General features: G+C 45.8%; 21 protein-coding genes. 14 read left to right on the top strand and 7 right to left on the bottom strand.

Annotation, left to right across the window (positions count from 1 at the left end; translation table 11 throughout):
• Positions 1-9 precede the first annotated feature (9 nt).
• Complete coding sequence (locus tag PPM_RS25510; RefSeq protein WP_013373731.1) at positions 10-957, bottom strand: Gfo/Idh/MocA family protein; 948 nt, start codon at positions 955-957, stop codon at positions 10-12.
• Positions 958-1,069: 112 nt separating this feature from the next.
• On the opposite strand from PPM_RS25510, the gene PPM_RS25505 reads away from it, so the two are divergent.
• Complete coding sequence (locus PPM_RS25505; protein WP_013373730.1) at positions 1,070-2,029, top strand: helix-turn-helix transcriptional regulator; 960 nt, start codon at positions 1,070-1,072, stop codon at positions 2,027-2,029.
• Positions 2,030-2,071: 42 nt separating this feature from the next.
• On the opposite strand, the gene PPM_RS25500 is transcribed toward PPM_RS25505, so the two are convergent.
• Positions 2,072-2,317, bottom strand: a complete 246-nt coding sequence (locus PPM_RS25500) for a DUF6953 family protein (protein WP_013373729.1) — start codon at positions 2,315-2,317, stop codon at positions 2,072-2,074.
• Positions 2,318-2,527: 210 nt separating this feature from the next.
• On the opposite strand from PPM_RS25500, the gene PPM_RS25495 reads away from it, so the two are divergent.
• On the top strand, positions 2,528-3,928 hold the full coding sequence (locus PPM_RS25495) for a helix-turn-helix domain-containing protein (protein ID WP_043886072.1): 1,401 nt from the start codon (positions 2,528-2,530) through the stop codon (positions 3,926-3,928).
• A gap of 206 nt (positions 3,929-4,134) precedes the next feature.
• On the opposite strand, the gene PPM_RS25490 is transcribed toward PPM_RS25495, so the two are convergent.
• On the bottom strand, positions 4,135-5,877 hold the full coding sequence (locus tag PPM_RS25490) for an ABC transporter substrate-binding protein (protein WP_013373725.1): 1,743 nt from the start codon (positions 5,875-5,877) through the stop codon (positions 4,135-4,137).
• A gap of 147 nt (positions 5,878-6,024) precedes the next feature.
• Between PPM_RS25490 and PPM_RS25485 the strand changes: the two genes are divergently transcribed.
• The 4 genes from PPM_RS25485 to PPM_RS25475 all read left to right on the top strand — a co-directional run bounded on the left by PPM_RS25485 (position 6,025) and on the right by PPM_RS25475 (position 8,939).
• Complete coding sequence (locus tag PPM_RS25485; RefSeq protein ID WP_013373724.1) at positions 6,025-7,539, top strand: DUF4153 domain-containing protein; 1,515 nt, start codon at positions 6,025-6,027, stop codon at positions 7,537-7,539.
• 13 nt (positions 7,540-7,552) lie between these two features.
• Entirely contained in the window at positions 7,553-8,119 is a 567-nt protein-coding gene (locus tag PPM_RS25480) for a hypothetical protein (RefSeq protein WP_013373723.1), read from the top strand.
• Positions 8,120-8,128: 9 nt separating this feature from the next.
• On the top strand, positions 8,129-8,287 hold the full coding sequence (locus PPM_RS29735; protein ID WP_013373722.1) for a hypothetical protein: 159 nt from the start codon (positions 8,129-8,131) through the stop codon (positions 8,285-8,287).
• Between the two features lie 214 nt (positions 8,288-8,501).
• Entirely contained in the window at positions 8,502-8,939 is a 438-nt protein-coding gene (locus PPM_RS25475) for a hypothetical protein (protein ID WP_013373721.1), read from the top strand.
• Positions 8,940-9,011: 72 nt separating this feature from the next.
• Here PPM_RS25475 and PPM_RS25470 read toward each other — a convergent pair whose 3' ends face one another.
• The gene (locus PPM_RS25470; RefSeq protein ID WP_013373720.1) at positions 9,012-10,127 is read right to left on the bottom strand and encodes a WG repeat-containing protein; all 1,116 of its coding nucleotides are present in this window, start codon (positions 10,125-10,127) and stop codon (positions 9,012-9,014) included.
• A gap of 157 nt (positions 10,128-10,284) precedes the next feature.
• Positions 10,285-10,611, bottom strand: a complete 327-nt coding sequence (locus PPM_RS25465) for a hypothetical protein (protein WP_013373719.1) — start codon at positions 10,609-10,611, stop codon at positions 10,285-10,287.
• A 263-nt stretch (positions 10,612-10,874) separates the two neighbouring features.
• Between PPM_RS25465 and PPM_RS25460 the strand changes: the two genes are divergently transcribed.
• The 5 genes from PPM_RS25460 to PPM_RS25440 all read left to right on the top strand — a co-directional run bounded on the left by PPM_RS25460 (position 10,875) and on the right by PPM_RS25440 (position 15,328).
• Positions 10,875-11,192, top strand: a complete 318-nt coding sequence (locus PPM_RS25460) for a PTS sugar transporter subunit IIB (protein WP_013373718.1) — start codon at positions 10,875-10,877, stop codon at positions 11,190-11,192.
• Complete coding sequence (locus PPM_RS25455; protein ID WP_013373717.1) at positions 11,185-11,517, top strand: PTS lactose/cellobiose transporter subunit IIA; 333 nt, start codon at positions 11,185-11,187, stop codon at positions 11,515-11,517. Before PPM_RS25460 ends, PPM_RS25455 begins: the two co-directional genes overlap by 8 nt.
• An 84-nt stretch (positions 11,518-11,601) precedes the next feature.
• Complete coding sequence (celB, locus tag PPM_RS25450; protein WP_013373716.1) at positions 11,602-12,930, top strand: PTS cellobiose transporter subunit IIC; 1,329 nt, start codon at positions 11,602-11,604, stop codon at positions 12,928-12,930.
• Between the two features lie 71 nt (positions 12,931-13,001).
• Positions 13,002-14,411, top strand: coding sequence for a glycoside hydrolase family 1 protein (locus PPM_RS25445; RefSeq protein ID WP_043886151.1), 1,410 nt, complete (start codon positions 13,002-13,004; stop codon positions 14,409-14,411).
• 206 nt (positions 14,412-14,617) lie between these two features.
• Positions 14,618-15,328 carry a GntR family transcriptional regulator gene (locus PPM_RS25440; protein WP_013373714.1) on the top strand — a complete coding sequence of 237 codons (711 nt, stop codon included), beginning with the start codon at positions 14,618-14,620 and terminating at the stop codon, positions 15,326-15,328.
• A 94-nt stretch (positions 15,329-15,422) separates the two neighbouring features.
• On the opposite strand, the gene PPM_RS25435 is transcribed toward PPM_RS25440, so the two are convergent.
• Positions 15,423-16,964: a family 43 glycosylhydrolase gene (locus PPM_RS25435; protein WP_016324892.1), complete on the bottom strand. Its 1,542-nt coding sequence runs from the start codon at positions 16,962-16,964 to the stop codon at positions 15,423-15,425.
• 388 nt (positions 16,965-17,352) lie between these two features.
• Here PPM_RS25435 and hmpA point away from each other — a divergent pair, with 388 nt between their 5' ends.
• A complete protein-coding gene (hmpA, locus tag PPM_RS25430) occupies positions 17,353-18,582 on the top strand; it encodes an NO-inducible flavohemoprotein (protein ID WP_013373712.1) in 1,230 nt (409 codons plus the stop codon).
• 110 nt (positions 18,583-18,692) lie between these two features.
• On the opposite strand, the gene serS is transcribed toward hmpA, so the two are convergent.
• Positions 18,693-19,982 carry a serine--tRNA ligase gene (serS, locus tag PPM_RS25425; RefSeq protein WP_013373711.1) on the bottom strand — a complete coding sequence of 430 codons (1,290 nt, stop codon included), beginning with the start codon at positions 19,980-19,982 and terminating at the stop codon, positions 18,693-18,695.
• Between the two features lie 579 nt (positions 19,983-20,561).
• On the opposite strand from serS, the gene PPM_RS25420 reads away from it, so the two are divergent.
• Both PPM_RS25420 and PPM_RS25415 read left to right on the top strand, forming a co-directional pair.
• A complete protein-coding gene (locus tag PPM_RS25420) occupies positions 20,562-23,114 on the top strand; it encodes a DUF2339 domain-containing protein (RefSeq protein WP_016324891.1) in 2,553 nt (850 codons plus the stop codon).
• 162 nt (positions 23,115-23,276) lie between these two features.
• Positions 23,277-24,626, top strand: a complete 1,350-nt coding sequence (locus PPM_RS25415) for a sodium-dependent transporter (protein WP_013373708.1) — start codon at positions 23,277-23,279, stop codon at positions 24,624-24,626.
• The last annotated feature ends 141 nt before the right edge of the window (positions 24,627-24,767 follow it).

Raw genomic sequence — 24,767 nt, 5'->3', positions numbered from 1 at the left:
ACATACCGGCTAACGCCGAGCCTGCTCCAGCCAGTTTTTAATCTCAATGGCCATTTCCAGTGCTTGTACAGCCGACTCCAGAGGAATGAGGCATTCTGCATGTCCGCCAAAGCATTCAAGTGCATGATCCCAACTTTTTTCGTATGGATTGGCAGATTCGAGGTTGATTTTTTGCTGTCCTGATGCGGTATACTCAAATAATGCGGTGGGTAAAGGATCGTTTTCGTCACTCTCATGAAATACCAGTTTGGCTTTTTCAAAATAAGCCTCATAGGCTACCGTGAAAGGATAGCTTTTCGGCATATGGGAAGAAGCGTTGACTTCTGTGAAGGCATCCCGATGCTGATAGTAAGCCCGAACCTGTGCCTGTTCGGGATGGACTACCTCTGTGCCCCACACTGTATATGGATCACAGGGACCCCATAGCCAGGTGAATAAATCCAGTTCATGAATCATGAACTGCGTAGGGATGGAGCTTAGTCCAAGGTCTCCCCACAAGGGAGGGGTTTCTCTTTTCAAGGACAAGGAAATGAGTTTTCCGTATTTTTGTTGGCGATAAGCCTCGTACAGATAGGTATAGGCAGGATCAAACTTAATGAACTGGTTGACCAGAATTTTTTTGCCATATTGCTTCTCAGCTTGTTGCATAAGAAGAGCGTCTTCGAGATGAAAGCAAACCGGTGTTTCACAAAATACATGCTTCCCGTGCTTTAGCGCATCAATGGCATGTGACCTATGCAGGTGGGAGGGCAGGCATAGATCGACGATACCCACGTCCGGATCCAGCAGAATATCCTCTATATTTTGTGTGACTTCTACGTTTAGCTCCTCTTTCAATTTTTGCAGCTTGGTTTCGTTCCTTCCAAATACAATGAGTCTGTTTACCTTGGGATGGTTGTTTAACAGTGAGGCGTGATACGAGCCGAATCCCGTCCCCAAAATTCCAATATTCATCATCCATTACACCCCTTTACTTCTATGATACACACCTATTGTTGCCAACAGGGTGTCAACAATCTTTGCATCATCTTTTCATTTCGGGTTAACCATCTATTGTGGAGGTATGATTGTGAGACTGCATCGTTTAATCGCGATTTTATTATGTATCGAATCTAGAGGGAGAATGAAGGCCAGGGAATTGGCGTTGGCATTGGAAACCTCTGTACGCTCCATTTACAGGGATATCGACCTTCTGGCTGAAGCCGGAGTTCCGATTGTTACCGCATCCGGCCCGAAGGGCGGAATTTATTTAATGGACGGTTATACAGCGAATCTGAAACAGTTGAATGGCGGGGATGTCATTCAGTTGTATTTAACGGGGATGGGCATTTATACGGGCGGGTCCACAGAATCGGGTTTGAAGTTAAAGAATACTTTGCTCAAACTGGAACAGACGATGCCGGCCCCATATCAGTCCGATATTCAAAAAGCCAAAGCGCGGTTTTATTTTGATGATACACCGTGGTGGACGGAACGTGTAGCGATTCCTTGCCTGGAAGCCGTGAGAGCGGCAGTGTGGGGGTCCTATAAAGTAACTATTCAGTATGAGAAAGCTGACGGCTCTTGTTCTTCTCGCGATGTACATCCCTATGGACTTGTGGTGAAAAAGGGAGATTGGTATCTTATTGCCTTTTGTGAAGTCGGGCAGGAGATTCGGACCTTTAAGTGTGAGCGAATTATAGAGATTCAGCCGTCTGCCGAAGTCTTTGAGGTTCCTGGAGATTTCTCACTGGAACATTATTGGATGAGGCAAGAAAGCACGTTTAAGCAGCTTTGTAGAGAGAAAAAATACTATCCTGTTCTGATCCGAACGACTAAGAAGCAAGCTGGAATACTAGCGAAAAGGATGGAAATCATTCAGTCTGTGCAGGAGGGCAGTCACTTCCTTGTAACCGTTAACATGTATAGCTATGAAGCGGCTTGTCGCGATACGATGGATTGGATCGGCCGGGTTGAAATCGTGGAGCCTGCAATACTCCGACAGTTTGTGAAGGAGGAAATTAGCCGACTCCAGAGGATCTACGGTTAAATCATCAAAAAAACATCTGCCGATAGCAGATGCTTTTGCTTGTTAAGTCCAGGCCCAGAGGAATGCATCACGATCCCAGGCGATTCGGCCACCATGTAGCTTGCGAAATGCCTTTTTGATTTCTTTTTCCAAAGAGACATGACCATGTTCGCTTATAAACACATACTGCTCTCCATATTCAGAGCGTACATATGCAATGGCATCTTCTTGTTTCAAAGTGCCCACTTCACGGATCTGCGCGACCATCCATTGTGCAATTTGTTGTTCTATAGTTGGGGTGTTGTCCATTTGTCGTATCCTTTCCTGCGACCGATTGGGTGTAGCTGTTCAGCTCGCCTCTGTAGTATACGGCAATTCGGAGAATTATTGAATTTTTTGATATAAATGTACTGATGCAGTTGGCTAAGTGGGCTTTCTTTTGTATAATTAAGGGAATATTCACGGGAATTTTCTTTTTTTGTATTGAAATCATGCAAGTTATCCCTGGGGGTGCCTGATTTGAAGGAAACAACCACTATTCGCGCAGAGCTGGAGCAGTACATCAGACGAGAAGGAATTACGATTAGTAAGTTTGGGGAGAAGACAGGTATTAATGCAGGTACGATTAGTGCCATTATCAACGGAAACCGGCCAATTGCGATGCTGTTGCTGGATCGGATTGCTGCAGGCATGGGGCTTGAAGAAGGGAGCCTCTATGAGCTATACATTGATGAATTTATACGGAATACGGCACCGAATTGGCGACGGGTTCGTCCCTTTTTGCATCGCTGTGCAGAGCTGAATAAATTGGATTGTATTAAGCAAGTCGTGGAGTTTATGATGGACTATCTCATATACGCCCCGGCTTTATTTGAGACAGCGGAGGAATTGTTCAGCGAAGGTAGGTTCGAGGCTGCGGCCATTATTTACAAGAATGTCGCGGAAAGTGAGAAGTATCAACATTCGGAGCGGCTGGCGCTCTGCCAATACCGTTTATTTACGATTACCGTTGGCGATGATCAGGATGAGAATTTATGGGCAGCTACACATTTTGAAAGCTTTGTGGAGCGATTGGGCGAAGCAGACCAATTAGATGCCTTAAGAGACTTGGCTAATACGTATGCTTCCTTGCGGCGTTGGGATAAAGTAGAATGGTTTGCTGAAAAAATGGCTCAAAAAGCCAAAGTACAATACGAGCAAAAATACGGAAATACCAGAAAATCAGAGCGTGGCAGGGAACCTAAGGGTCCTTTATTTATGTATATTGTATACTCTTATGTGCTGCGTGCCGGGGTGTGGGATGAGCGCGGGGATTATCAGAAAGCGCTGGAATATGTATCCCTGTATTCGGATTTGAGCTGGGTGCAAGAGGATACGGAAGAAGCTCGGCGTCTGAAGGCTCTTTGTAGCAACTGGGCTGAGGCCAACGGGTATTTGTATCAGTTGATGTCCGGCAGCTTGGATGTAATTCCACAGTATGTAGATTATTTGGAAAAAAATGAAGGCGAAATTCTAGTGGGGTTACATAAAATAATGGTAGCGGCCAACCGTTATGATTTTAATGTAGATCATGTACTGCAACACTTTGAAAAACAAATTGAGGCATTTGCAGATCAGCATGCCAAGGTAGGCACCTATACCGAGCAAATGTCAGCAGATCTCTATGCACGATTTTTGGCAGAGATGGCTTGTTACGATCTCAACAAACATCGTTATTCCAAAGGTATGAAATTCCTGCTCGAGAGCCTTTCCTATTCCGTCGTGCTGAATGGTAATCCTGTCACCATCAAATGTGTAGGACTATTTGAAAAGTATCGGCATACTGCCACTTCTGAGGACAAAGAGGAGTATAAAAACTTACTTGGAGAGGTAGAGTACATCCATGATAAAAAAGATCGTTTTTTCTCTGCTCGCATTTAATGTTTTTATCCTATTGCATTTTCCACCCGTCACCCCTCCTATAGAAGACCCAAGCGATGTCCACAGTCATGGGCTGGGGGGATGGGCATTGTCATCTCCTGAACCATTCGCATAGAGGGTCTGGATAACATTAAAAAAGGTATTCTCTTATGAAGAAGAGGATACCTTTTTTATTTGGAAGTGCATTTGAAGGAGCTTCCTTGCCGTCAAGTGAGAGGAGTTGGGAGCTGGGCAGGCGGAAACCATACATGACGCAGATCCACCCAGCCCTGGCTGTTAAAGGATACGCCGCGTACAGTAGGAAGATATGCCGTTTGAACGGGCTTTTCATATAAGATATGCAGCTGGTGCTCATCCATGAGCCGAGTTTCGATATGTTCAAATTGCTGCGCTCTGACGGTATGATCAGCTTCCCGTGCAATTTCGCGCAGCAGTCTTTCGATATCCACGCGGCTATGCGGCTCCACATGTCCGGATACATTAAGATACAGATCAAACAGGCGCAATTGCTCATCACGGTCACGAAACAGAGAAAAGATGATTAAGTCTGACTCCATACGAATCGATGAACTTTTAAATTCATTCATGGATGCGGCCACGATGTTACAGGTATATCCACAGGATTCGAGCTGGGCCGCGACCCGTTCTGCATCCGCTCTATACTCAGGAATGGTGGCAATTTGCAACGCCGCCAGTGGTTCACATGAATCGTTAGCGTTAGATGAATCCACTGCTGAAGGAAGGGGGCGATGATCCAGACATGCTACAATCCGAGCACGTATTTCCGGGTTGCGCAGCGGTCCGTCCTTGTGTGTGTTACATGTGATAAATTTGCGCACCGAAGCTGCCGAGTGAATCTGGCTCCATGCGGTATCCGTGTCTCTTGCCAGGATAGGATTATGAATAATGTGAAAAGAGGAAGCGGTGTCTTCCATATCCGACGATTCCAGCTTAGTTGCCCACGGGAGTTGGACGATTTCCACCCGATCTAGATGAGCACGACCTTGAAAATAAGGTGCAAAAGCCTCAAGTAGGCACAGGCTTTCGTTCATTTCCGTGACCTTGAAGGCCCCTGTACCGATAGGACGGACGCCAAATGCGGCTTCACCCACCTGATTAAGCTCACGCGGTACAATTGCAGCCCGGCTGGTACACAGGAAGGATAGAAATAGCTCGTTCGGCTCCTTTAGTACAAAGCGTACCATCGTCGGACTCAACGCCTGAACGTGCTGAATTTGCCGGACGATAAAATGGTAAAGTCTCCTTCCCGGCGCCCGGCTCAGTCGCTCAAAGGTATAAACGACGTCTTCTGCGGTCAGTATTTTGCCGTTATGAAACAGCACTTCTTTACGCAGGAAAAAAGTCCACTGCGTACGAGTAGTGTCCACTTCCCAAGCGTGCGCCAGTCCGGGCAAAATCTCGCCGCTCTCGTTCGCCCGGCGGGCCAGCCCGTCAAAGACATGGCTGGATACGAAGGACTCGGCGAGCCAGTTCAAGTACAACGGGTCCAGCGTATAGAGCTGCTGGCGAATAGGCAAACGCAGCGTGTCGATCTGCTGCTGATCACTGCGCACCTCTGCGTGATGCCCGAAATAATTCAGCAGCCAGCCTTGTAAATGCTCCTGCATGGTGGAGGAGCGTGAATGAGCTCGGATTTCATCCAATGCGCGTTTGATATCATGGCGGTCTATGGCTTGCATCATGGATTGCACGGCAATGTCTTCCGGCTGAATGAGGAAGCGTAGACTGGAACGGCGGCCTCTGCCTCGGCGGGGAGTCCATTGTATCCAGTCGTGCTGCTCCATTTTCTGAATGATCATCAAGGCGTTGCGGTGGGTGCAGTCAAAAATAGCCGCCAGCTCATCCAGCGTAGTCTCTATGGCATGGTTCTCGTCCCTGTCGTCAGCTGCGTGGGAGTGAAGCCGTAAAAATTGGGCGTGAAGTTTCATTCAGGAATGCTCCGTTTCCCCTATGCTTGAGTAAAAGCGTAACTGCTTTTATAAAATAGGAAATTTTATTTCAATTAATTTCTCTTTATCTTCTTATTTTATCATCTACAATAAGGGTTATAAAGCATAGTTGTGGAGGTATTTACCATGCATGACAAGATGAGTGGATCGTCTTTGCCGAAAGCGTCGTTGTTGTCCGCCTTTGCTGGCGCTATTGTGTTGGCGCTGGTTCATCAATATCTGTTCTTCGGACATGGGCTGGGCGTGTCTATGCCTATTTTTGTTATTGTATTTTACGTGTATATGTATTCCTTTAATCGAGATAGTTGCCGGCCCGTTTCATGGATAGGACGTCTGCTGTTCGTGGTCATTATGATGCTGGCACTGACATATGTGCTGTTCGATAACCCGATCTTCTATGTGTTAAATGCCCTGGCTATAGCTGCTCTGATTAGCGTGCATATGGTGTTGCTGTTCGGGGAAAAAAGGCATGGCTGGTCGGAAGTCGGTATTATCGGTCAGGCGCTAAGCCATTGGTTTTATCAAAATTTTCGCCATATCGTGACCCCGTTTCGGATGTTTAAGACGGCAGCCTTTCGGAATGTAAAGGATGAGCGTAAGCGTGTATTGGGTAAAGTGATAATCGGTCTACTTATTGCCTTGCCGTTGCTACTCATTATTTTATCTCTGCTGGCTTCGGCAGACGGGATGTTCGAAAAGTTGTTATCAGGCATACCCGCATGGATTGGTACATTGACCTTTGGGAGTGGTTTGCCGCGGCTGATTTGGACCTGCTTTTTTACCTTCTGTTTTTTCTGTTACTTGTGGGGATTTGTACAGCCTGCTCCGCGGAATACGGAGAGAGAGGCTCAGCCAGCAGTAGCAGTACCTTACCACGAGCCGGTCGCGATCAAGTTTGATCCTGTCATTACCGCTACAGTGCTGATTGTCATGAATCTGGTGTATGTTGTGTTCGTCGTGCTGCAGTTCGGATATCTGTTTGGTGCATGGGAAGGGGCTTTGCCAGAAGGAACCTCGTATGCTGAATATGCGAGAAGAGGATTCGGGGAGCTGGTTATGGTAACAGGTATCAACTTTGTGCTGATGATCAGTGTATTGAAGTGGACTGAATTCGGCTCAGGTATAGTGCAAACATTGAACAGCGGCCTGCTGTACATACTCGTTGGTTGTTCGGGTGTGATGCTGTACTCGGGATATACCCGGCTGGTCATGTACGAAGAAGCATACGGCTATACGTATATCCGCTATCTGGTACACGCATTTATGATTTTTCTAGGCTTGCTGCTGCTCGTTGCAGCTGTGCGCATTCATGTCCGCCAGCTTCCGCTGGCGAAATATTATATTGTACTCGCTCTAATCGCCTATGTCGTCGTGAACTATGTGGGCATTGATGTACGGATAGCTGAAAATAATCTCGAACGGTATCGTACAACATCGGTGATAGACAAGGAATATTTGAGTGAGCTGTCAGCGGACGCGATTCCGCTGCTGATTGATTTTAGCCGTAAGGAACATGGAGCGCTGGATGAGTTTTTACAAGCCCGCTTGATGAGCATGACGAGAGAAGAATCGAATTGGCCAGAATTCAATTGGGCTAAGTATCGAGCGCAACAGGAATTGCACGACTATATTTTGGAATGAGAGGTGTTTGGGAATGATCGGAACAGATACGACACAGGATATGGTATTGGAGCTACAGGATGAAATGTCACAGTATCAGTATCAATTTGGTGTAAGGCGGAATGATTTTCTCGTGGAGGCTATGTCCTACGGGATGAGTGAGGAGGAAGCCCGTGCTTATGCTATCCAGCGTATTGGCCCGGTCGTTCCCGTCACCTGCATCCCTACGTTGGCTCTAGGCAAAGTGAGACCGCTCAGTCCAATGTTGGCAGCGCGGTACCAATATGCAGGGGATTGGAAGGACATCCATGAGCATCTGCTCCTTCCTGATGAAGTGCTGCGAATCGCAGGTACACAGCATTTTCGCAGCTGGATCAGCGATATGCGAAATTACTGGGTAGAATCGGCGCCTTACCGATTCGGGGATGATCGTCTTTCGCTGCTGTCGGTTGCAAGCGAGAAAGAAGGTCACTTTTCCATGCTCGTCTGGAGGGAACCTGGTGAAGAGCCAGAGGTATGGACGTATGCTTCCCAGCATGAATACCGATTCAGTCATTTGCTCCACTGGTTCAAGTGGCTGAACGGGCGCAGTGAAGAATGAGAGGTACAGATGATGAAAAAGAATCGTAATTGGATCGTCCTGTTTATTGGCATTGCTGTTATGGTGGGAATTGCAGACTATTTTACACCCGCTAAGCCTGCGACTACTCCTGAGCTTATCGTTCCAACCGTAATCAGTGAAGAAAGTCTTCAACTAAGTGATGATTAATCAAGCAAAAGCCCTGGTTATCACTGTGAATGGAATCTGAATAGGAAATATAAAAAAAGTTCATTTTCTGTGGTATTGCGTTGTTAAAGTAAGCCGGAAATCACCCTAATAGTTGAGAGGGAATTGAGGCCAACATCAATTGAATGTGGAGCCATTCAGATGTTCAAGCGACTCCGTCATTTCCTCTACAACTTATATTCAGGGGGAATTTTCAATGGCTAGAAGTGCAAGCACATACGCATCTGTAATCGATGGTTTTAAGGTAGAAACGAACAAAAAGTATTCACCGGTAGGTGGAACAAAATGTAATATTTTCGCGCAAGATGTGATGGCTGCGATGTCGGCTTCCTTGCCAGGTGGCTTAGCCAATCAAATGGCTGATGCTTTACTGAATAAAAAGGTGCCGGGCTGGTCCCCTGTAACTTTTCAGGATGCTCAAAAAAGAGCAAATCTCGGGTACCCTACCATCGGGATCAAAAAAGCGGACGGACATGGTCATGTCGTAGTCGTCAGACCGAAGGGATCATCGATCACGATCTTGAAGGAAGTACAGATCGCTCAGGCGGGGACCAAAAATTACAACAGTAATACTATTAATTATTCTTGGGTGGCAGCTGATCTGCCTGGCGTAAAATTCTATACACACGACTAAGTGGTTTTGAGATATTGGCAATCTAAACAACCCTGGAAGCAGATCCATTCGATCTGCCTCCAGGGTTGTTTTTTATTTTGAAACAGAATGTTTAGATACAATGAAGGCTTTGCCTGGCTTGATAAAAGCAACAGCATAACCATTAGAGAAGGAAGAAGATTCCGATCTGTATTCAAGCTTGGTCAGCAGTTGACCTTGGCGATTGATGTAACCGAATTTTCCGTCCGAAACGGATGAGTTTGCTTGTTTACCGACTAAAGCAATGCCTTCCTTGAATGGAGATGTAACGTCATATTTTTGTTGATATTTAATGACCAATGTTCCGGTTTTATCAATAAACCCAACTTCATTTTTCGCATTTTTCACACTGGCCAGACCCTCGCTAAAATCCTGTGCATCCGTAAATTTAAAGGGAATCACGACTTTTCCCTGTTTATTGATGAATCCCCATTTACCCTTGGCATTTTGTACTGGGGCCAATCCTTCCGAGAAGTCTCCGCCGGATTTGTATTGAGGTGGAATGACTTCTTTGCCTGCCGTATTGATATAACCGTATAGCCCCTTGCTATTTTGAACAATAGCCAAGCCATCCGAGAAACTACGGCTGTATTTATATTGATAAGGAATCGCTAGTTTACCGGAAGCATTCACAAAACCAATCTTCCCAGTGTTAGGGGCATAGGCAAGAGCCAGACCTTCTGTAAATACATATTCTGAATCCACATTTTCTTTAAAATGAGAAAGGATTTTTCCCGTTCGATCTATAATTGCATTTTCTTTGGTGTCTGCTATTGTGACCTTGGCTTTGCCTTCGGAAAAGACATTGGCTTCGGTATATTGGCAAGGAATAACCAGTGTCCCTTTGGTATTAATGTATCCATAGAGATTGGTTTTTGTATTTTTGACTACAGCTCGTTGCTCTTGAAAATCACCAATAGGTTTAAGCTCGGCGGGAAGAGAGAAAGCTTTTTGTCCTTTGGTATTGTAATACACAAGGTTTCCGGCAGATGTTTCAGCGGCCAATAAGCCATCATGGAAAGCACCATCGCTTGAAGGACGAGCAATGTTGTAATCTACAGCGGTTTTAGAGACTTCAATGGTTGTTGTACTGGATGCGGCCCAACCTGTTCCCATAACGGAGAGGCTAGTCACCAGAATCAATGCAGCTAATCCTAACTTTTTCAACATGCATAAGCTCCTTTGTGAGTTGATTTTAACTTCGGGCTTCAAAGAATTCTGCCCTCATACGTAAGGCCTTCCATAATATAGACGATAAAAATGTAGGAATGTTTCTTGATATTCAAATTTTTTCTAATTTTCAGTGTGTGAAAGCTCTAAACCTGACCTACATCTTTCGGATGCTCAACAGAGAGTTGCCGTTACGCATAAACTCATACGGGACCTTGGCCTCCGTCACCCGTAAGCCTTCTGCCTCCAGCTCAAGAATCAAACGATCTAGCAGATCGTAACGAGTGCCTGTTAAATCGGTCAGAGGAAAAATGCGGACTTCCTCTGAAGCCACTCGTAGCAGTTCGTGTACCGTATTTTTATGAAAACTCATAGTCGAGTCGATCACTATACCTAAACAGAAACTGGGCAGACAAAACTGTTCATCCTCAAAGCGAAGCTCCGGTAGTACCGCAGCAACGTAGCGTTCTGGGTGCTTCCTCATATATCCTGCGTGCAATCCTGAAGTGCTTGATGCCGCTGCTCGCTAAGCCTCGCACATCTCTTATAGTGAGAAACGATTATTATTGAGAGATTTAAGATAATATCAGTTCATTTTTCAAAAAAAGAAGAAAATGTGTCATTTTAAAAAAAGTCTATACATATATGTTAAATGTATAGACAAATGCGAAAAGCGGATTTATAATTACGCTGTAAACGTTTTCTAGTAGTTATCATCCAATCAGACCTTGAAGGGAAGGAATAATCATGAAGAAAATTTTACTGGCGTGCAGCTCAGGTATGTCTACAAGTTTGCTGGTTACCAAGATGCAGGAATATGCTAAGTCCATTGGAGATGAGGCTGAAATTTGGGCAGTAGGTCAAGATCAGGCGGCAGAAGATATGGCTAAGGCTGACGCGGTATTGATTGGCCCGCAAATGAGTTTTCTTAAAGGACAACTGGAAAAGGAAGCATCTCAATATGGTATTCATGTAGAAGTGATCGACATGATGGCCTACGGAATGGTTGACGGTAAGAAAGCCTATGAACAGGCCGTAAAGCTGGTGGAACGCAAAAATGGATAAGATCAATATAGCTGAACTGACGGAAGAGCAAATTAGTTTCCAACTTATTCTTCACAGTGGAAGCGCTCGCAGTAAAGTAATTCAAGCGCTGACTGAATACCGAAATGAAAATGTAGAAGGTGCGGACGAACTGCTCAAAGAAGCCAAGCAAGATTTACGTGCTGCACATGATATCCATTTTCAAATGGTTAAGAAGGAAGCGGGAGGTACTCAAACTCCCTTCTCGCTCCTTCTGATGCATGCCGAGGATCATCTGATGTCCACGGTGACCATGAAGGATCTGGTTAAAGAACTGCTGGAGCTGTTCAAATCCAGAAGTTTATAGCAGGACCTGTAAAATTGTGAATTTTGGGACATGAAATGCTTGCAACCCTATTGATGCAAGTCACTTCGCGGGGAGGAATAGGCTTTGTTTGAAAAATTAAGCCGGATACTGATACCTATTGCCGGTAAACTGAACAACAACCGCTATCTTACTGTACTGCGTGATGCATTTATGTTGTCATTTCCATTAACAGTTTTTGGCTCCATCATTGTCGTTATTATCAATCTGCCGTTTCTCAAAGGGTGGATGGGGGACGGTAATTATGCGACTTTTAACAGTCTGCTGAACATTGCGCCGAGTGCCACCCTGAACATCATGACCTTATTCGTAGTTGTCGGGATCGGCTATTATTTATCCCGAAGTTATAAGGTCGAGCCTATATTCGGCGGCATGATCGCGTTGGTCAGCTTCTTGATGCTCACCCCATTTGTGCTGACACAAGAAAACGGTGCCACGATTGCTGGTGTCATTCCGTTGGATCGGATTGGGGCCAAAGGCATGTTCCTTGGCATGATCGTTGCTTTTATAGCTGCTGAAATTTATCGAAGAGTGACACAGCGGAACATTGTTATCAAAATGCCTCCAGGCGTTCCGCCAGCTGTTGCCAAATCGTTTGCCGCTTTGCTTCCGGCGTGTATCACATTGGGCATATTTTTGATCGTTAATGTTGTAGTTACACTGACTCTTCATAATAACCTGCATGATCTGATTTATCATGCTGTACAGGCACCTCTGGTGCATTTGGGCAGTGGTATTATACCTACATTAATTGCTATTTTCTTTGTTCAGCTTTTATGGTTCTTTGGGCTTCATGGTCAGATTATTATCAACTCAGTCATGGAACCGATCTGGAATACGCTGGCACTTGAAAACTACGAAGCGTACTCCAAAGGAGCAGAACTGCCGCATATTATCACCAAGCAGTTTGTGGATATTTATACCGTAGGTATCGGTGGTACAGGTATGACACTGGCAGTCGTGCTCACGATTCTGATCTTTCTAAAGAGCAAGCAATTGAAGCAGGTCAGTAAGTTGGCCATTGGACCAGGTCTATTCAATGTCAATGAACCCGTCATTTTCGGTTTGCCGATTGTGATGAATCCGCTTATTTTTGTCCCATGGGTCATTGCTCCAATGATCGTTACGCTGATTACTTACTTCGCGATGTCCACCGGGCTTGTACCACCGCCTAACGGAATACAGGTCCCTTGGACGATGCCGTTGTTCTTTAGTGGAATGATGGCTACGGGATCTCTAATGGGAGGCGTACTGCAGTTGTTTAATATGGCTGTCGTTTTTGTCATTTGGTTCCCATTCCTGAAATTTATTGATCGAATGAACGTCCGTAAAGAGCAGGAAGAGGAGATTAACCAAGCAGCCATTGCAGGTAAGGATCAAACTGTTGGAATGTAGTGTGAATGAGCCTGAACTAGCGGCTTATTCATTGCAAAAGAGAGAGGAGTAGAGCTGTGAATCATACCGAAATGAAAGATACAGAGCAGCAAGCCATTCAATACTGTTTTCCATCCGACTTCTGGTGGGGCTCATCAGCCTCGGCGACCCAGACAGAAGGAACCGTGGAGGGAGACGGAAAAGGACCGAACATCTGGGATTATTGGTTTGAACAGGAGCCAAACCGTTTTTATGACGGGGTGGGACCTGGCGATACATCCCGCTTCTATACTCGTTACAAAGAAGATATTGCACTCATGAAAGAGCTTGGCCATAACTCCTTCCGGTTCTCCATTTCCTGGTCACGCCTGTTTCCAGCAGGAAGAGGTGAATTGAACCAGAAGGCGGTTCAATTCTATAATGCCGTCATTGCAGAGTTGCATGAGGCGGGGATTGAGCCGTTTGTGAATCTGTATCATTTTGATTTGCCGATGGCTTTACAGGAAAAAGGAGGCTGGGTAAACCGGGAGACGGTCGAAGCTTACGTGGATTACACTAACACTTGCTTTGAGCTATTCGGGGATCGTGTAGCCAAATGGTTTACACATAACGAGCCGATTGTCCCGGTGGAAGGCGGCTATCTGTACGATTTCCACTATCCAAATGAAGTGGATTTCGGGAAAGCTGTACAGGTGGGATATCATACCCTGCTATCGAGCGCGAGTGCCATTAAGGCTTACAAAGAAGGCGGTTATAAGGGCAAAATTGGTATTATTTTGAACCTGACGCCAACTTATCCGCGTAGTCAGCACCCTGCAGACGTGCAGGCTGCTGAAATATGCGATGCGTTCTTTAACCGTTCCTTTTTAGACCCATCTGTGACGGGAGAATTTAATCCTTTGCTCGTAAAGTTGTTACGCCAAGAGGGATTCGTACCAAACATGGAAGACGGAGACCGGGAGATTATACGTCAAGGCACTGTGGACCTGCTGGGGATTAACTATTATCAGCCGCGCAGAGTCAAGGCTCGCGAAAGTCTTCCGAATCCAGATGCGCCTTTTGTGCCGGAACGATTCTTCGATTATTACGCCATGCCTGGTCGTAAGATGAATGAGATGCGAGGCTGGGAGATTTATGAGAAGGGCATTTACGACATTCTGACCAACGTCAGGGAGAATTATGGAAACATTGAATGCTTCATATCAGAAAACGGAATGGGTGTTCAAGGCGAGGAAAAATTCAGGGATGAGAACGGCATGATCCATGATGACTATCGCATTGATTTTATCCGTGAGCATCTCAAATGGGTCCAACGTGCCATCTCAGAAGGCTCCAATGTAAAAGGTTATCACTTATGGACATTTATGGACAACTGGTCCTGGACGAACGCTTATAAAAATCGCTATGGCTTCGTATCTGTCGACCTTCAGAACGAAGGCAAAAGATCCGTTAAACAGAGTGGGCACTGGTTCAAGCAAGTGATCGAAAATAACGGATTCTAAGGTGGTGGGTGGTCCTCTGGACCACCTTTTTTTATCACCGAGCCAAGTTCCCCTGTATACTGCTGGTGAGAAAGTATATTGTTCGGTATACTTACTTATACCATAATACCTCGATGTCCCCGCCTGCAGAACCAAAAGAACCAGCGCTACCGATGTTTTTGGTAAAATGCTGACATAAAACAAATTTTAGTACAGGTGGTAGACAGATGAATAAATACCAACGGATTGCACAAGAGGTCAAGAAGCGTATTATAGATAAGACCTATAGCAGTGATGATCCGATCCCCGATGAAATTTCACTGGCCAGTGAGTTCCGGGTAAGTCGGATGACGATTAAGAGGGCATTGGATACATTGGTGTCGGAAGGGCTGTTGAATCGTAAAAGAGGACACGGAACCTTTATCGTCAAATCGGTCTACAATGGTCCGGTTAATGTCGTTGTGAATGAAATGCTGGGGCTGACCAACGTACTGCGCGGGAAAGAAATCAAAAGTAAAATCATAGCCTTTGACGTTCAATTTCCATCTGAAGAGGTAGCGGCGCATCTATTTATTGATGCCAATTCTCCTGTGTATCATGTAGTCCGTCTGCGTATTGTAGAAGGAGAGCCGTATGTGATAGAGCGCACATACATGCCTACCAAGCTGATCAGCGGTATTACCGAGCAGGTGTTGCACGGCTCAGTGTACAAACATATTAAGGAGGAGCTGGGCCTTAATATTGTCAGTTCACATCGTACCATCCGTGCGTCCAAGTCGACCGAGCTAGATTGGGAACATTTGGATTGTGGTGCGGATGATCCGGTTTTAGAAATTGAGCAGGTAGGTTATCTGGATACGGGTATACCGTTTGAATACTCATTCTCACGGCATCGGTATGATAAATTTGTGTTTACCACAGTAAATCGGATACGTTGAGCGAATGAGTACGAAACAGGTGGTAAAGCAAACATGGCAGAAGAAGCCTATCTAATATGGGATTCTCCTGCCTGTTCTTTTTTAATGAAGCAAGTTAATGACCAAGCAACCTGACTTCATGCACCGTTGGGGTGTACCAGTTGTTTGGATTATTAAATAACACCGCATTAACAAGATTGATGCGCACGTAACGGGCTTGGAAGTTAACTTTGTCACTGGTAAAGCCATATGTGGTATTGCTTGTGCGGTCAATGGTGGAATAATGAACACCATCCGTACTATATTCGATTTTATACTTATAATATGCTTCAGATCCTTTGTACATAAACCATGAAATATCCACTTCGCTAATCGTCTTGGTACTGCCCAAATCGACCTGCCACCATGCAGGCCAGGATGCAGATGTAGCTTTCCATGAGGTTTGGGGATTGCCATCGTTCGCCAGTGAAGCTGGAGAAGCGGATGCGGCTGAGCTGGCAGTCGCCGTTTTGCCTTGCGCGTGATTCACAAGAGACGGCAGGATGACCTTGCCTGTGGCAGCATCCAGATCCCAACTACTGTACCAGTTCAGAGTAGCCGTTTTATTGGAGTCATTCAAGGTCAGTGGCAACCAGATGAATTTGTGATCGCTCAGATTGAGCGGGTTCCAGCGGTCGCCCATATAGATGTAGCTGGTTCCAGTGCTGCCTGTAATTGTGGCGATGGAGTGGATTTGCGAGCCATAAGCCGCCGGATCTCCGAAAGGCGACAAAGCAGACCAGCTTCCAGTCATGGAGCTGGCGGTTGCATAAGCACCCTGATTCGGATACCAGCCGGATGCCTGTGAGGTAAACAGGTAGTAGGTGTTATTCTTTTTCACAACAGCGGGGGCTTCACGATAGCCATTTTCAAAAATCCAGCCAACGAACGACTGCACACCTGTATAATCGGCCGTCAGCTTGAAGATTGCCATCGTATCGTTGGCGCCGCCATTTTTACGGGAAGCTGTAATGAGGTAGCCGCTACCGTCAGTATCCGTAAATACCGTCATATCACGAGACTCATAATTCAGCGGGCGGAAGCTGCCTTGGTAAGTAAAATTCCCGTCGGGTGTATCGCTGGTAGCGACAGCTACGCGACCGAGTGAGTAATCCGTGCCATTTTCATAGTGTGCCCATAATACATATTTTCCGGTGGATTTGTTGTAAATGACTTTGGGACGCTCAATTTTGCTTGAATTCAGCTCAGGGGCGGAATCTTTGGTGAGAATACTACTGCGGAAGGACCAATTTTTCAAATCGGTCGAGGTGTATACGTTCACTTTTTCAAATTTCCAGTTTTCGGCATGCTCGCCGTACCAATAATAAGTGGAGCCTACTTTTAGGATATTTCCGCTGTTTGCCTGAATCGGGTTACCTGCGGTGTCTTTCCAATCTGTTCCGTTCGTAATGGCTGTGCTTGCTATTGCATTCAAGGAAAGTTCTGCATTAGCGGCGTCTATACCATTCAGCGATGGGTTCATCTCGCTCCCATAGGTTGCTTGCGTAACGCCTGTAGTATTGGCATGTACCGCATCAGGTTGAAGACCTGCACCGACCACTGCGAGTATAATACAAATCCATGCGGCTAACGATTTGCTGTTGCTGATCCACTTCACGATATCATCTGCCTCCTTTAACACGGATAGGATGGGCCAGAAGGGCTTGTCCGGCACCTCATCTTTGATTTTATCTTAATTGGAAGCGTTTACAAGTGGAATAAATTGAAGTCTTTAGAATGGTAAACTGCTGTTAGAAGAAAGAACAAATTTGATCATTACATACGAAATAGGTATATAGGGAAGCTCGTCACTTATATCAGAATTGTTTGTGATTGTGCGCTTTGTCATTGACACGTTCATGAATTATTTCAAATTTAAAGTGACTGGAATCACATAAACGATTGCTTTATGTGGGTATACTTGCTTTAATTGAGGGTTAACAAAAGGGAACTATGTTAATAACAACTATTGTTCATCTTATTTTGGAGAGAAGAGGGATACTACGATGTTAAGTGAGCAAACCATTGCAACGATTAAATCGACTGTACCTGTTTTGGAGGTACACGGAACTACGATCACCAAGCGTTTTTACCAGATGATGTTCGAGGCCCATCCCGAGCTTCTCAATATATTTAATCACGCGAATCAGAAGCAAGGGCGTCAACAAGGTGCGTTGGCCAATGCTGTATATGCGGCTGCACAGCACATTGACCGTCTGGAGGAAATTCTTCCGGTGGTACGTCAGATTGCACATAAGCATCGTAGTTTGGGGATTAAGCCAGAGCATTATCCTATCGTCGGGAAATATCTGCTCGCTGCGATCAAGGACGTGCTAGGGGATGCAGCAACAGATGAGATCATCAACGCATGGGCCGAAGCCTATGGTGTGATTGCGAATGTATTTATAGATGTGGAAGCTGAAATGTACAAGAACGCTGAACAGCAGCAGGGAGGCTGGTCAGACTTCAAGAACTTTGTTGTGCAGAAAAAGGTTAAGGAAAGCGACCAGATTACGTCCTTTTATCTGGTGCCGCAGGATGGACAGGTGCTGCCTGCATTCGAGCCTGGGCAATATATCAGTCTGCAGATGCAGATCCCGGGTGAACATAACACCCACATCCGTCAGTATAGCCTTTCCGATGCACCGGGCCAACCTTACTACCGGATATCCGTAAAACGCGAGGACGCCGTCGGGTCTCGCCCAGCGGGTAAAGTATCTGTGTATCTGCATGAGCAGGTGCAGGAGGGCGATGTGCTGCGGGTGTCTGCACCTGCGGGTGATTTTACGCTGGATCAGACAGATCGCAGACCTGTTGTATTGATTAGCGGTGGAGTCGGGCTAACCCCGATGGTCAGTATGTTGGCTTCCTTGGTGAAGTCTGCTCCAGATCGGCCCGTCACCTTTGTCCACGCAGCGGTCAACGGAGATAACCATGCTCTGCGTAATGAGGTGGAAAAGCTGGTCGCCACACATGCACAGGCGGCCGTTCGGTGGTGCTACAGCAGACCAACCGAGCAGGATCGTCTAGCCCAGGCTTTTCACAAGGAAGGACGTTTGGATCTGGCTTGGCTGCAATCCGTAATACCGGAACGTAATGCCCAATATTACTTTTGCGGCCCTGTGGGATTCATGCAATCGGTATACGGCCTGTTGAAGGAGTGGAATATCCCTGCATCGGATATCCACTATGAATTTTTTGGTCCTGCCAGTGCATGGGAAGCAGAAGCGCAGTGAGACATTAAAAAAAGACGAAGGATCGTTGTCCTTCGTCTTTTTTGTTGTTTATTACTGTGAGGAAATCCTACTCATTTGTCTCTACGCTTCTTCAGAGTGTGCCCATATTTTCATGACGTGGGCACACGCAAAAAATCCATATGCTGCGGCATATACTGGCGTAAAGCTTCTGGAATGCGGATCGAACCGTCCTCTTGTTGGTGATGCTCTAGCAGCGGGATCAAGATCCGAGGCGAAGCGACCGCTGTATTGTTGAGTGTGTAACAATATTGAAGCTTGCCGTCCGCGTTACGGTACCGGATGTTGGAACGACGCGCCTGAAAATCAAGCAGCTGGGACGACGAGTGTGTTTCGCCGTAAGCCTGTCGACTAGGCATCCATGTCTCAATGTCCACCTGCTTGTAGGTTTTTTGCGACATATCGCCTGTACAGACAGCCATCTTGCGGTAAGGCAGCTCCAACAGTTGAAGCAGATCTTCCGCATTACGCGTAATTTCCTGAAACATCTGCTCTGAAGCGTCCAAGCTCGCCTCACAGATGATGACCTGCTCCACCTTGGCAAACTGGTGCACACGATACAGTCCGTGAACGTCCCTTCCGGCCGAGCCGACCTCGTTGCGGAAGCATACGGATACCGCCGCCAGCCGAATCGGGTCTGTAACGTCCACAATTTCTCCGCTGTAATACGAGACCAGCGGAACTTCCGAGGTGCCTACAAGCCATTGATCCTCCCCTGCGATACGGTACGTCTGATCCAATCCAAGCGGGAAAAAGCCAGTGCTGCGCATTGCCTCGGAGCGTACCATTAATGGAACGTCCAGCAGCTGAAATCCTCGTTCGCTTAGCAGATCAACAGCAAGCTGCTGCACAGCCCGGTGCAACGCCACCCCAGCCCCCGTCAGATAGTAGTTACGGGTACCGGCCGTTTTGACACCGCGATGCACGTCGATCAGGTTGTGAAGCTGGCCGAGCGTCATGTGATCCTTGGGTTCAAATCCGAATTCGGGTATCGTCCCGACCCGCTCCAATTCTACATTATCTTCATCCGTTCTTCCCCATGGCGTATCTGGCGATACGATATTAGGCATCAGAAGCAAAAGCTGTTGAAACTGTTCCTCTACTTCCTGTTGCGGAACTTCCATAAGATCTAGTCGTCCGTTAATTTCTTTAACCTGCCGCTTAGCCCGTTCCGCCTGTTCATTCTTTCCGGTATGAATCAGTGCCCCGATATCCTGACTGCACTGATTGCGTGTCTGACGAAGCTGTTCTACTTCCTGAAGCAACTGCTTTCTCCGATCATCCAGGGTTAACAGTTCTGCGACCGATACCTGTATTCCTTTGTCGTCTGCTGCTCTCTGAACTTGCTCTTGATGCTCTCTGATCCATTTGATATCCAACATGACACCGCACTCCTTCTTCGGATAAAAATACAAAAAGCGCCCTCATCCACATGGGACGAGGAGCGCTTTGATCTCGCGGTGCCACCCAAATTGACCGGACAGCATGACTGATGTCATGACTCTCCAATCCACTTTGCTCCGCTTTAACGGGCGGGTCCGGTTTACTTAGGAACATATCGCCATATCGTACACTAACGTATAATCCTTGGCGTAAACGCCTCCGAGTTGGATGCTCTTCATAGGCATAATGTCGTTTGCTTTTTTGTTAGTATACGGATTTTTGGCAAGTTAATCAAGGGCGTGAGTCTGTACATTGGATTACTTCCGTTTTTCAACATGATCTTTCCAATAAAAATAAATACACAGTGTAAATAATTCGGATTTCATGTTTGCGAAGAGGAAAGGTAGGCTTTATTTCTTATGTATATCTATTCTGCTTCATCTGCGATGATGAAACTGGAAGAATATTTAAGTAATAGCCTCAATTCAGCGTCCAAAATGGGCTATAGTCTCTATAATGCTATTTTAATTTCATGTAAAATGTATTGATTACCAAAACGAACAGCGATGGAGGAGAACATGGAGGATTTTAAAGATCGTTTACATACGATCCGCCAAGAACAGAATAAGCTGCTCAAGGAGTATCAAACATTAATTGCAGATTACGAAGCTTCAGATATCATTCTGGAGAATGAGGTGCTACAAAAAAAGTTCGAGGATTATCAGGCTCGCTGCATTCATTTGGAAGAGCGGGTACGACATATTGAGCAGGAAAATGGAAAGCTGCGTACTGCGCTGACAGAGCAAATGCTGAGCGAAAAGGCGAATATGATTCGCATTTCGCGGGAAAAGCTGGAGACCTATTTTGCTTCCAGAACCGCAGAAGGGGAAAATCGGCTGACATCCATTGAGTATGGGGCTAAAAACCGGGTGGACCAGCTTATTCAGCAAACCACTCATGAGCTTAAAGAGGATCAGGACGAGATCGTCGCTAGACTGAGACTATTCTCAGAGGAGATTCGTGAACGGATCATGGAGCAACGCAGGCGGTTTCAGGAGGCAGAGCGCAAATTGCTTCATCAGACGGCACACGAGCTCCATCAACTCGGGGAAGAAGAGATCAGCGAAGAAACGATGCAGAAGCGTATGAAGCAGAATCAGTTTGAAATGATGCTGGGATTGAACTGGATTAACAAGCTAGGGATTTTGCTCATTATCTTGGGTGTGGGAGCCGCTTTTAAATACTCATACTCAAACTGGTTTACAGGAAATATGAAGGGCGTTGCCTTCTTTTTGCTAGGAGCGCTAATGCTGGGCGGCGGCGAGTGGTTGTATCGCAAGCAGAAGCAGACCTTTGCTCTCGGTATTTTGGGCGGCGGTATTTCTGTACTGTACGGGTCCATATTTTATAGCTACTTTTTGCTAGAAATCATAGGAATGTATACAGGCATAGGCTTGTCCGTTCTAGTTACGGTGACCGCTGTGCTGTTGTCATTAAGATATGAGTCTCGAACGATATGTTCCTTCGGTTTAGTAGGAGGATATCTCCCGTTGTTTTCCTATATGGCTGCAAACGGGTTGGAAGGAAACGCCGTGTATATTGCGATGGGTTATCTATTCCTGCTGAACCTGTTGATCCTGCTCGTATCCTTCCGCAAACGGTGGGTCATCGTGCAATATATCAGCTTTCTACTCAATACCCCATTAATGGTTGTACTCACGTGGTTATCAGACAGCACCATAGCCAGCATGCTGTATGCAATCATTACATTTGCAATGTATCTCGGGATGACACTGTGGGTGCCGTTCCGATTCAAAACAAAACTATCATGGCTGGATTTCTCCCTGTTGGCTCTGAATACAGTCGTGAGCTGTTCCGTTCTGTATTCTCTGTTCGGTGATGCAGGCCTGGATGATTACAAAGGATTGCTGGCACTCGTCTTTTGCTTGGTGTATGGGGGCTTGGGCCAATGGGTTCGTCGATATATTCCAAAGGAGAAACAAACCAAAATACTATTTTATGCGACATCATTGACCTTTGCCATTCTCATGATTCCGTTCCAGTTTGGAGTCAGATGGTTGTCCATGGGCTGGTTAATCGAGGCAGTGCTCCTCACATTATATGGACATCGCTATCGCTTGAAGGAATTAGAGCGTGCAGGCTGGGGCATTCTAGGACTGTGTCTGGGCGCATTCTTTTTCATCGATTTTCCTATATATCTGTTATCAGGCTTTGAGACGGATTATTTTGGGCTCAAATATACGCTCATTACATTGGGAATGTTGATCGTTACTGTCTTTTATGCGATTGAATTTAGCCGTCCGAATGCTTTCAAAAACAATCGCTTGTACGAAATGCATATCATGCAAGGATTTAAATATGTAGCTTTGGTGAACGTGTACCTCTATCTTTTGTATGAAGCTGGTCATTGGTATAACATCGTCGTATCCGATGAGTTTGCACATTACACCTTGTACAAGGTATTGTTGTTTACCTGCGTATCCCTGGTGTTAGCTTATTTCCTGCCTAAAGTGAGGCTGTTGTACGATCGGGTGATTAAATACTATAGCTTGGCATTGTACATCATAGGCTACGCGCTGGCATTGGTGGTTACCGTAGCGATTCCAACCTTGCATGAGGATTACGCGCAGAATACGGCTGCTGATTACGTGGCGTTAATTGTACTGGCAGCCTTTAATGTACTGGTATTCTTCAGCAGCAGGGACTTCTTAAACGCACTGATGACTCGACAGTATAGAAGTAATGAGCTGTATCCGGTCATTATGGGAGTATATTTGTTGGGTATCATTACCGCTTTTCTCGGAGTTCAGTTCCGTCTGGGAGACGCAGGTCTTGTGTTCAGTCTGGTGTATCTGCTGCTGGCTATTTTGTATATTGTATACGGCTTCCTCAAACGAGTGGTCTACATCCGCCGATTTGGATTGGGTTTGACCCTGCTATCGACAGGTAAGCTGCTTTGGTACGATCTACATTTGTTAACGTCAGGAAGTACTATTGTAGCCTATTTCTCTTTTGGGGTTGTATTGCTGGCCATTTCGTATATTTACCAAAAAGTATCCAATCGTATGGGAGAGACCATTATTAAGAAGGATACTGAAGAAAAAATGTAGTTTTTTGTTGTATTGTGTAGATACCGAACATTATGAAAATAAATCCGGTAATAGTGAAAAATTATGCATGACCTTACATCCTACTTACGCTATAATGAGAAAAAATTATTTATGTACGCATGCTCAAGTTTATGCGTAAGTAGAGAGAATGAGGGGGATACCATGAATTTGGGCAAGGGGAAGAATAACCTGTCTGATAAGAATGAACGCTTCTCGTCGGCTGGATTCATTTTGGCAGCGATCGGGAGTGCGGCAGGACTAGGTAACATCTGGAAATTTCCGTATATTACCGGACAATATGGCGGAGCTGCATTTTTCTTGTTGTTTATTGTCTGCTTGTTGCTTGTTGGTTTGCCTGTGCTTTTAGCAGAGCTTGCGCTTGGCCGTGCAGGTCGAGGAAGTGCTGCCTCTGCAATGGTGAAAGTAGGCGGACATCCAATTTGGGGCAAGATGAGCATTATGTTTGTTATCGTGCCGTTTGTTATTTTGTCGTTCTATGCCATTGTAGGAGGATGGACACTGCATTATGCTGTAGAGGCATTTAGCGGAAGTCTGTTTTCTAATAATGATTTTGCTGGCCAGTTCGCTTCATTTTCTTCCGGCTATGCACCGTTGGTGTGGTTGTTAATTGTTTTTGCATTTACAGCAGTCGTGGTTACCCTAGGGGTATCGAACGGAATTGAAAAGTTCAATAAAATTCTGATTCCTGCTAAGGTTATCCTGTTGCTCGTGTTGATGATTAACGCTCTCATGTTGCCAGGTTCTGGTGCGGGTGTATCCTTCTTTTTGAATCCCGACTTTTCTAAGCTGAGTATTGAGTCTGCATTGGTTGCTTTGGGACATGCCTTCTTCTCCCTCTCACTGGGGATGGGGATTATGGTCACATATGGTGCTTATGTGGATCGTCGACAATCGCTGGGTGGAGCCATGCTGGCAGTTGGTGGCGGGGATTTAATTTATGCGTTTATCGCAGGTATGATCATTTTCCCTACAACCTTCTCCTTTGGTATTAACCCTGCCCAAGGACCGTCATTGGTCTTTATTGCTTTACCGGCTGCATTCTCTGCCATGCCTTTCGGAGCTTTCTTCGGTGGTTTGTTCTTCGTATTGCTGGCAGTTGCGGCATTAGGCTCTATGGTATCCCTGCTGGAGGTACCCGTAGCTTATGTTATGGAGCGGTTCCGTTGGGGCCGGGTTCGCTCGGTTGTCATCGTATCGATCCTGTGTCTGTTGCTGGGTGTCCCTTCTGCATTATCTATGGGGTTGGTTCCAGAGTTAAAGGTGGGCGACAAATCCTTCTTTGACTTTGTTGACTTCACAGCGTCCAACATCTTCTTGCCACTCGGTGGCTTACTGATTGTTATATTCACAGGGTACTACTGGAAAACTGCTGGCGAGCATGCCAATCTCAAGCCTATTTGGTTCCGTGTATGGTTGTTCGGCCTTCGCTATGTTTCACCGATCCTGATGTTGTTGGTATTCCTTCATACTTCAGGGATCATCAAATTTTAATAGATACGAATTTTAAAAAAAGGTATTTTCTTCCTAAGGGAAGAGATGCCTTTTTTTGTATATCTATCAGCAGTTACCTAACTGTGGAAAGGAATGATATAATAAAAACATTGTCATTAATTTTAACTTCAATGAAATCAT

Origin of the sequence: Paenibacillus polymyxa M1 (assembly GCF_000237325.1) — a bacterium.
GTDB classification, from domain to species: Bacteria; Bacillota; Bacilli; order Paenibacillales; family Paenibacillaceae; genus Paenibacillus; species Paenibacillus polymyxa_C.
Note: the sequence above shows the minus strand (reverse complement) of the source record. Positions and strands in the feature narration are given on the sequence as shown.

Excerpts from the sequence above, each read along its gene's own strand:
- PPM_RS25510 (WP_013373731.1), bottom strand. The coding sequence starts at position 957 with ATGATGAATATTGGAATTTTGGGGACGGGATTCGGCTCGTATCACGCC.
- PPM_RS25500 (WP_013373729.1), bottom strand. The coding sequence starts at position 2,317 with ATGGACAACACCCCAACTATAGAACAACAAATTGCACAATGGATGGTC.
- PPM_RS25490 (WP_013373725.1), bottom strand. The coding sequence starts at position 5,877 with ATGAAACTTCACGCCCAATTTTTACGGCTTCACTCCCACGCAGCTGAC.
- PPM_RS25485 (WP_013373724.1), top strand. The coding sequence starts at position 6,025 with ATGCATGACAAGATGAGTGGATCGTCTTTGCCGAAAGCGTCGTTGTTG.
- PPM_RS25480 (WP_013373723.1), top strand. The coding sequence starts at position 7,553 with ATGATCGGAACAGATACGACACAGGATATGGTATTGGAGCTACAGGAT.
- PPM_RS29735 (WP_013373722.1), top strand. The coding sequence starts at position 8,129 with ATGATGAAAAAGAATCGTAATTGGATCGTCCTGTTTATTGGCATTGCT.
- PPM_RS25475 (WP_013373721.1), top strand. The coding sequence starts at position 8,502 with ATGGCTAGAAGTGCAAGCACATACGCATCTGTAATCGATGGTTTTAAG.
- PPM_RS25470 (WP_013373720.1), bottom strand. The coding sequence starts at position 10,127 with ATGTTGAAAAAGTTAGGATTAGCTGCATTGATTCTGGTGACTAGCCTC.
- PPM_RS25465 (WP_013373719.1), bottom strand. The coding sequence starts at position 10,611 with ATGAGGAAGCACCCAGAACGCTACGTTGCTGCGGTACTACCGGAGCTT.
- PPM_RS25460 (WP_013373718.1), top strand. The coding sequence starts at position 10,875 with ATGAAGAAAATTTTACTGGCGTGCAGCTCAGGTATGTCTACAAGTTTG.
- PPM_RS25455 (WP_013373717.1), top strand. The coding sequence starts at position 11,185 with ATGGATAAGATCAATATAGCTGAACTGACGGAAGAGCAAATTAGTTTC.
- PPM_RS25445 (WP_043886151.1), top strand. The coding sequence starts at position 13,002 with ATGAAAGATACAGAGCAGCAAGCCATTCAATACTGTTTTCCATCCGAC.
- PPM_RS25440 (WP_013373714.1), top strand. The coding sequence starts at position 14,618 with ATGAATAAATACCAACGGATTGCACAAGAGGTCAAGAAGCGTATTATA.
- hmpA (WP_013373712.1), top strand. The coding sequence starts at position 17,353 with ATGTTAAGTGAGCAAACCATTGCAACGATTAAATCGACTGTACCTGTT.
- serS (WP_013373711.1), bottom strand. The coding sequence starts at position 19,982 with ATGTTGGATATCAAATGGATCAGAGAGCATCAAGAGCAAGTTCAGAGA.
- PPM_RS25420 (WP_016324891.1), top strand. The coding sequence starts at position 20,562 with ATGGAGGATTTTAAAGATCGTTTACATACGATCCGCCAAGAACAGAAT.
- PPM_RS25415 (WP_013373708.1), top strand. The coding sequence starts at position 23,277 with ATGAATTTGGGCAAGGGGAAGAATAACCTGTCTGATAAGAATGAACGC.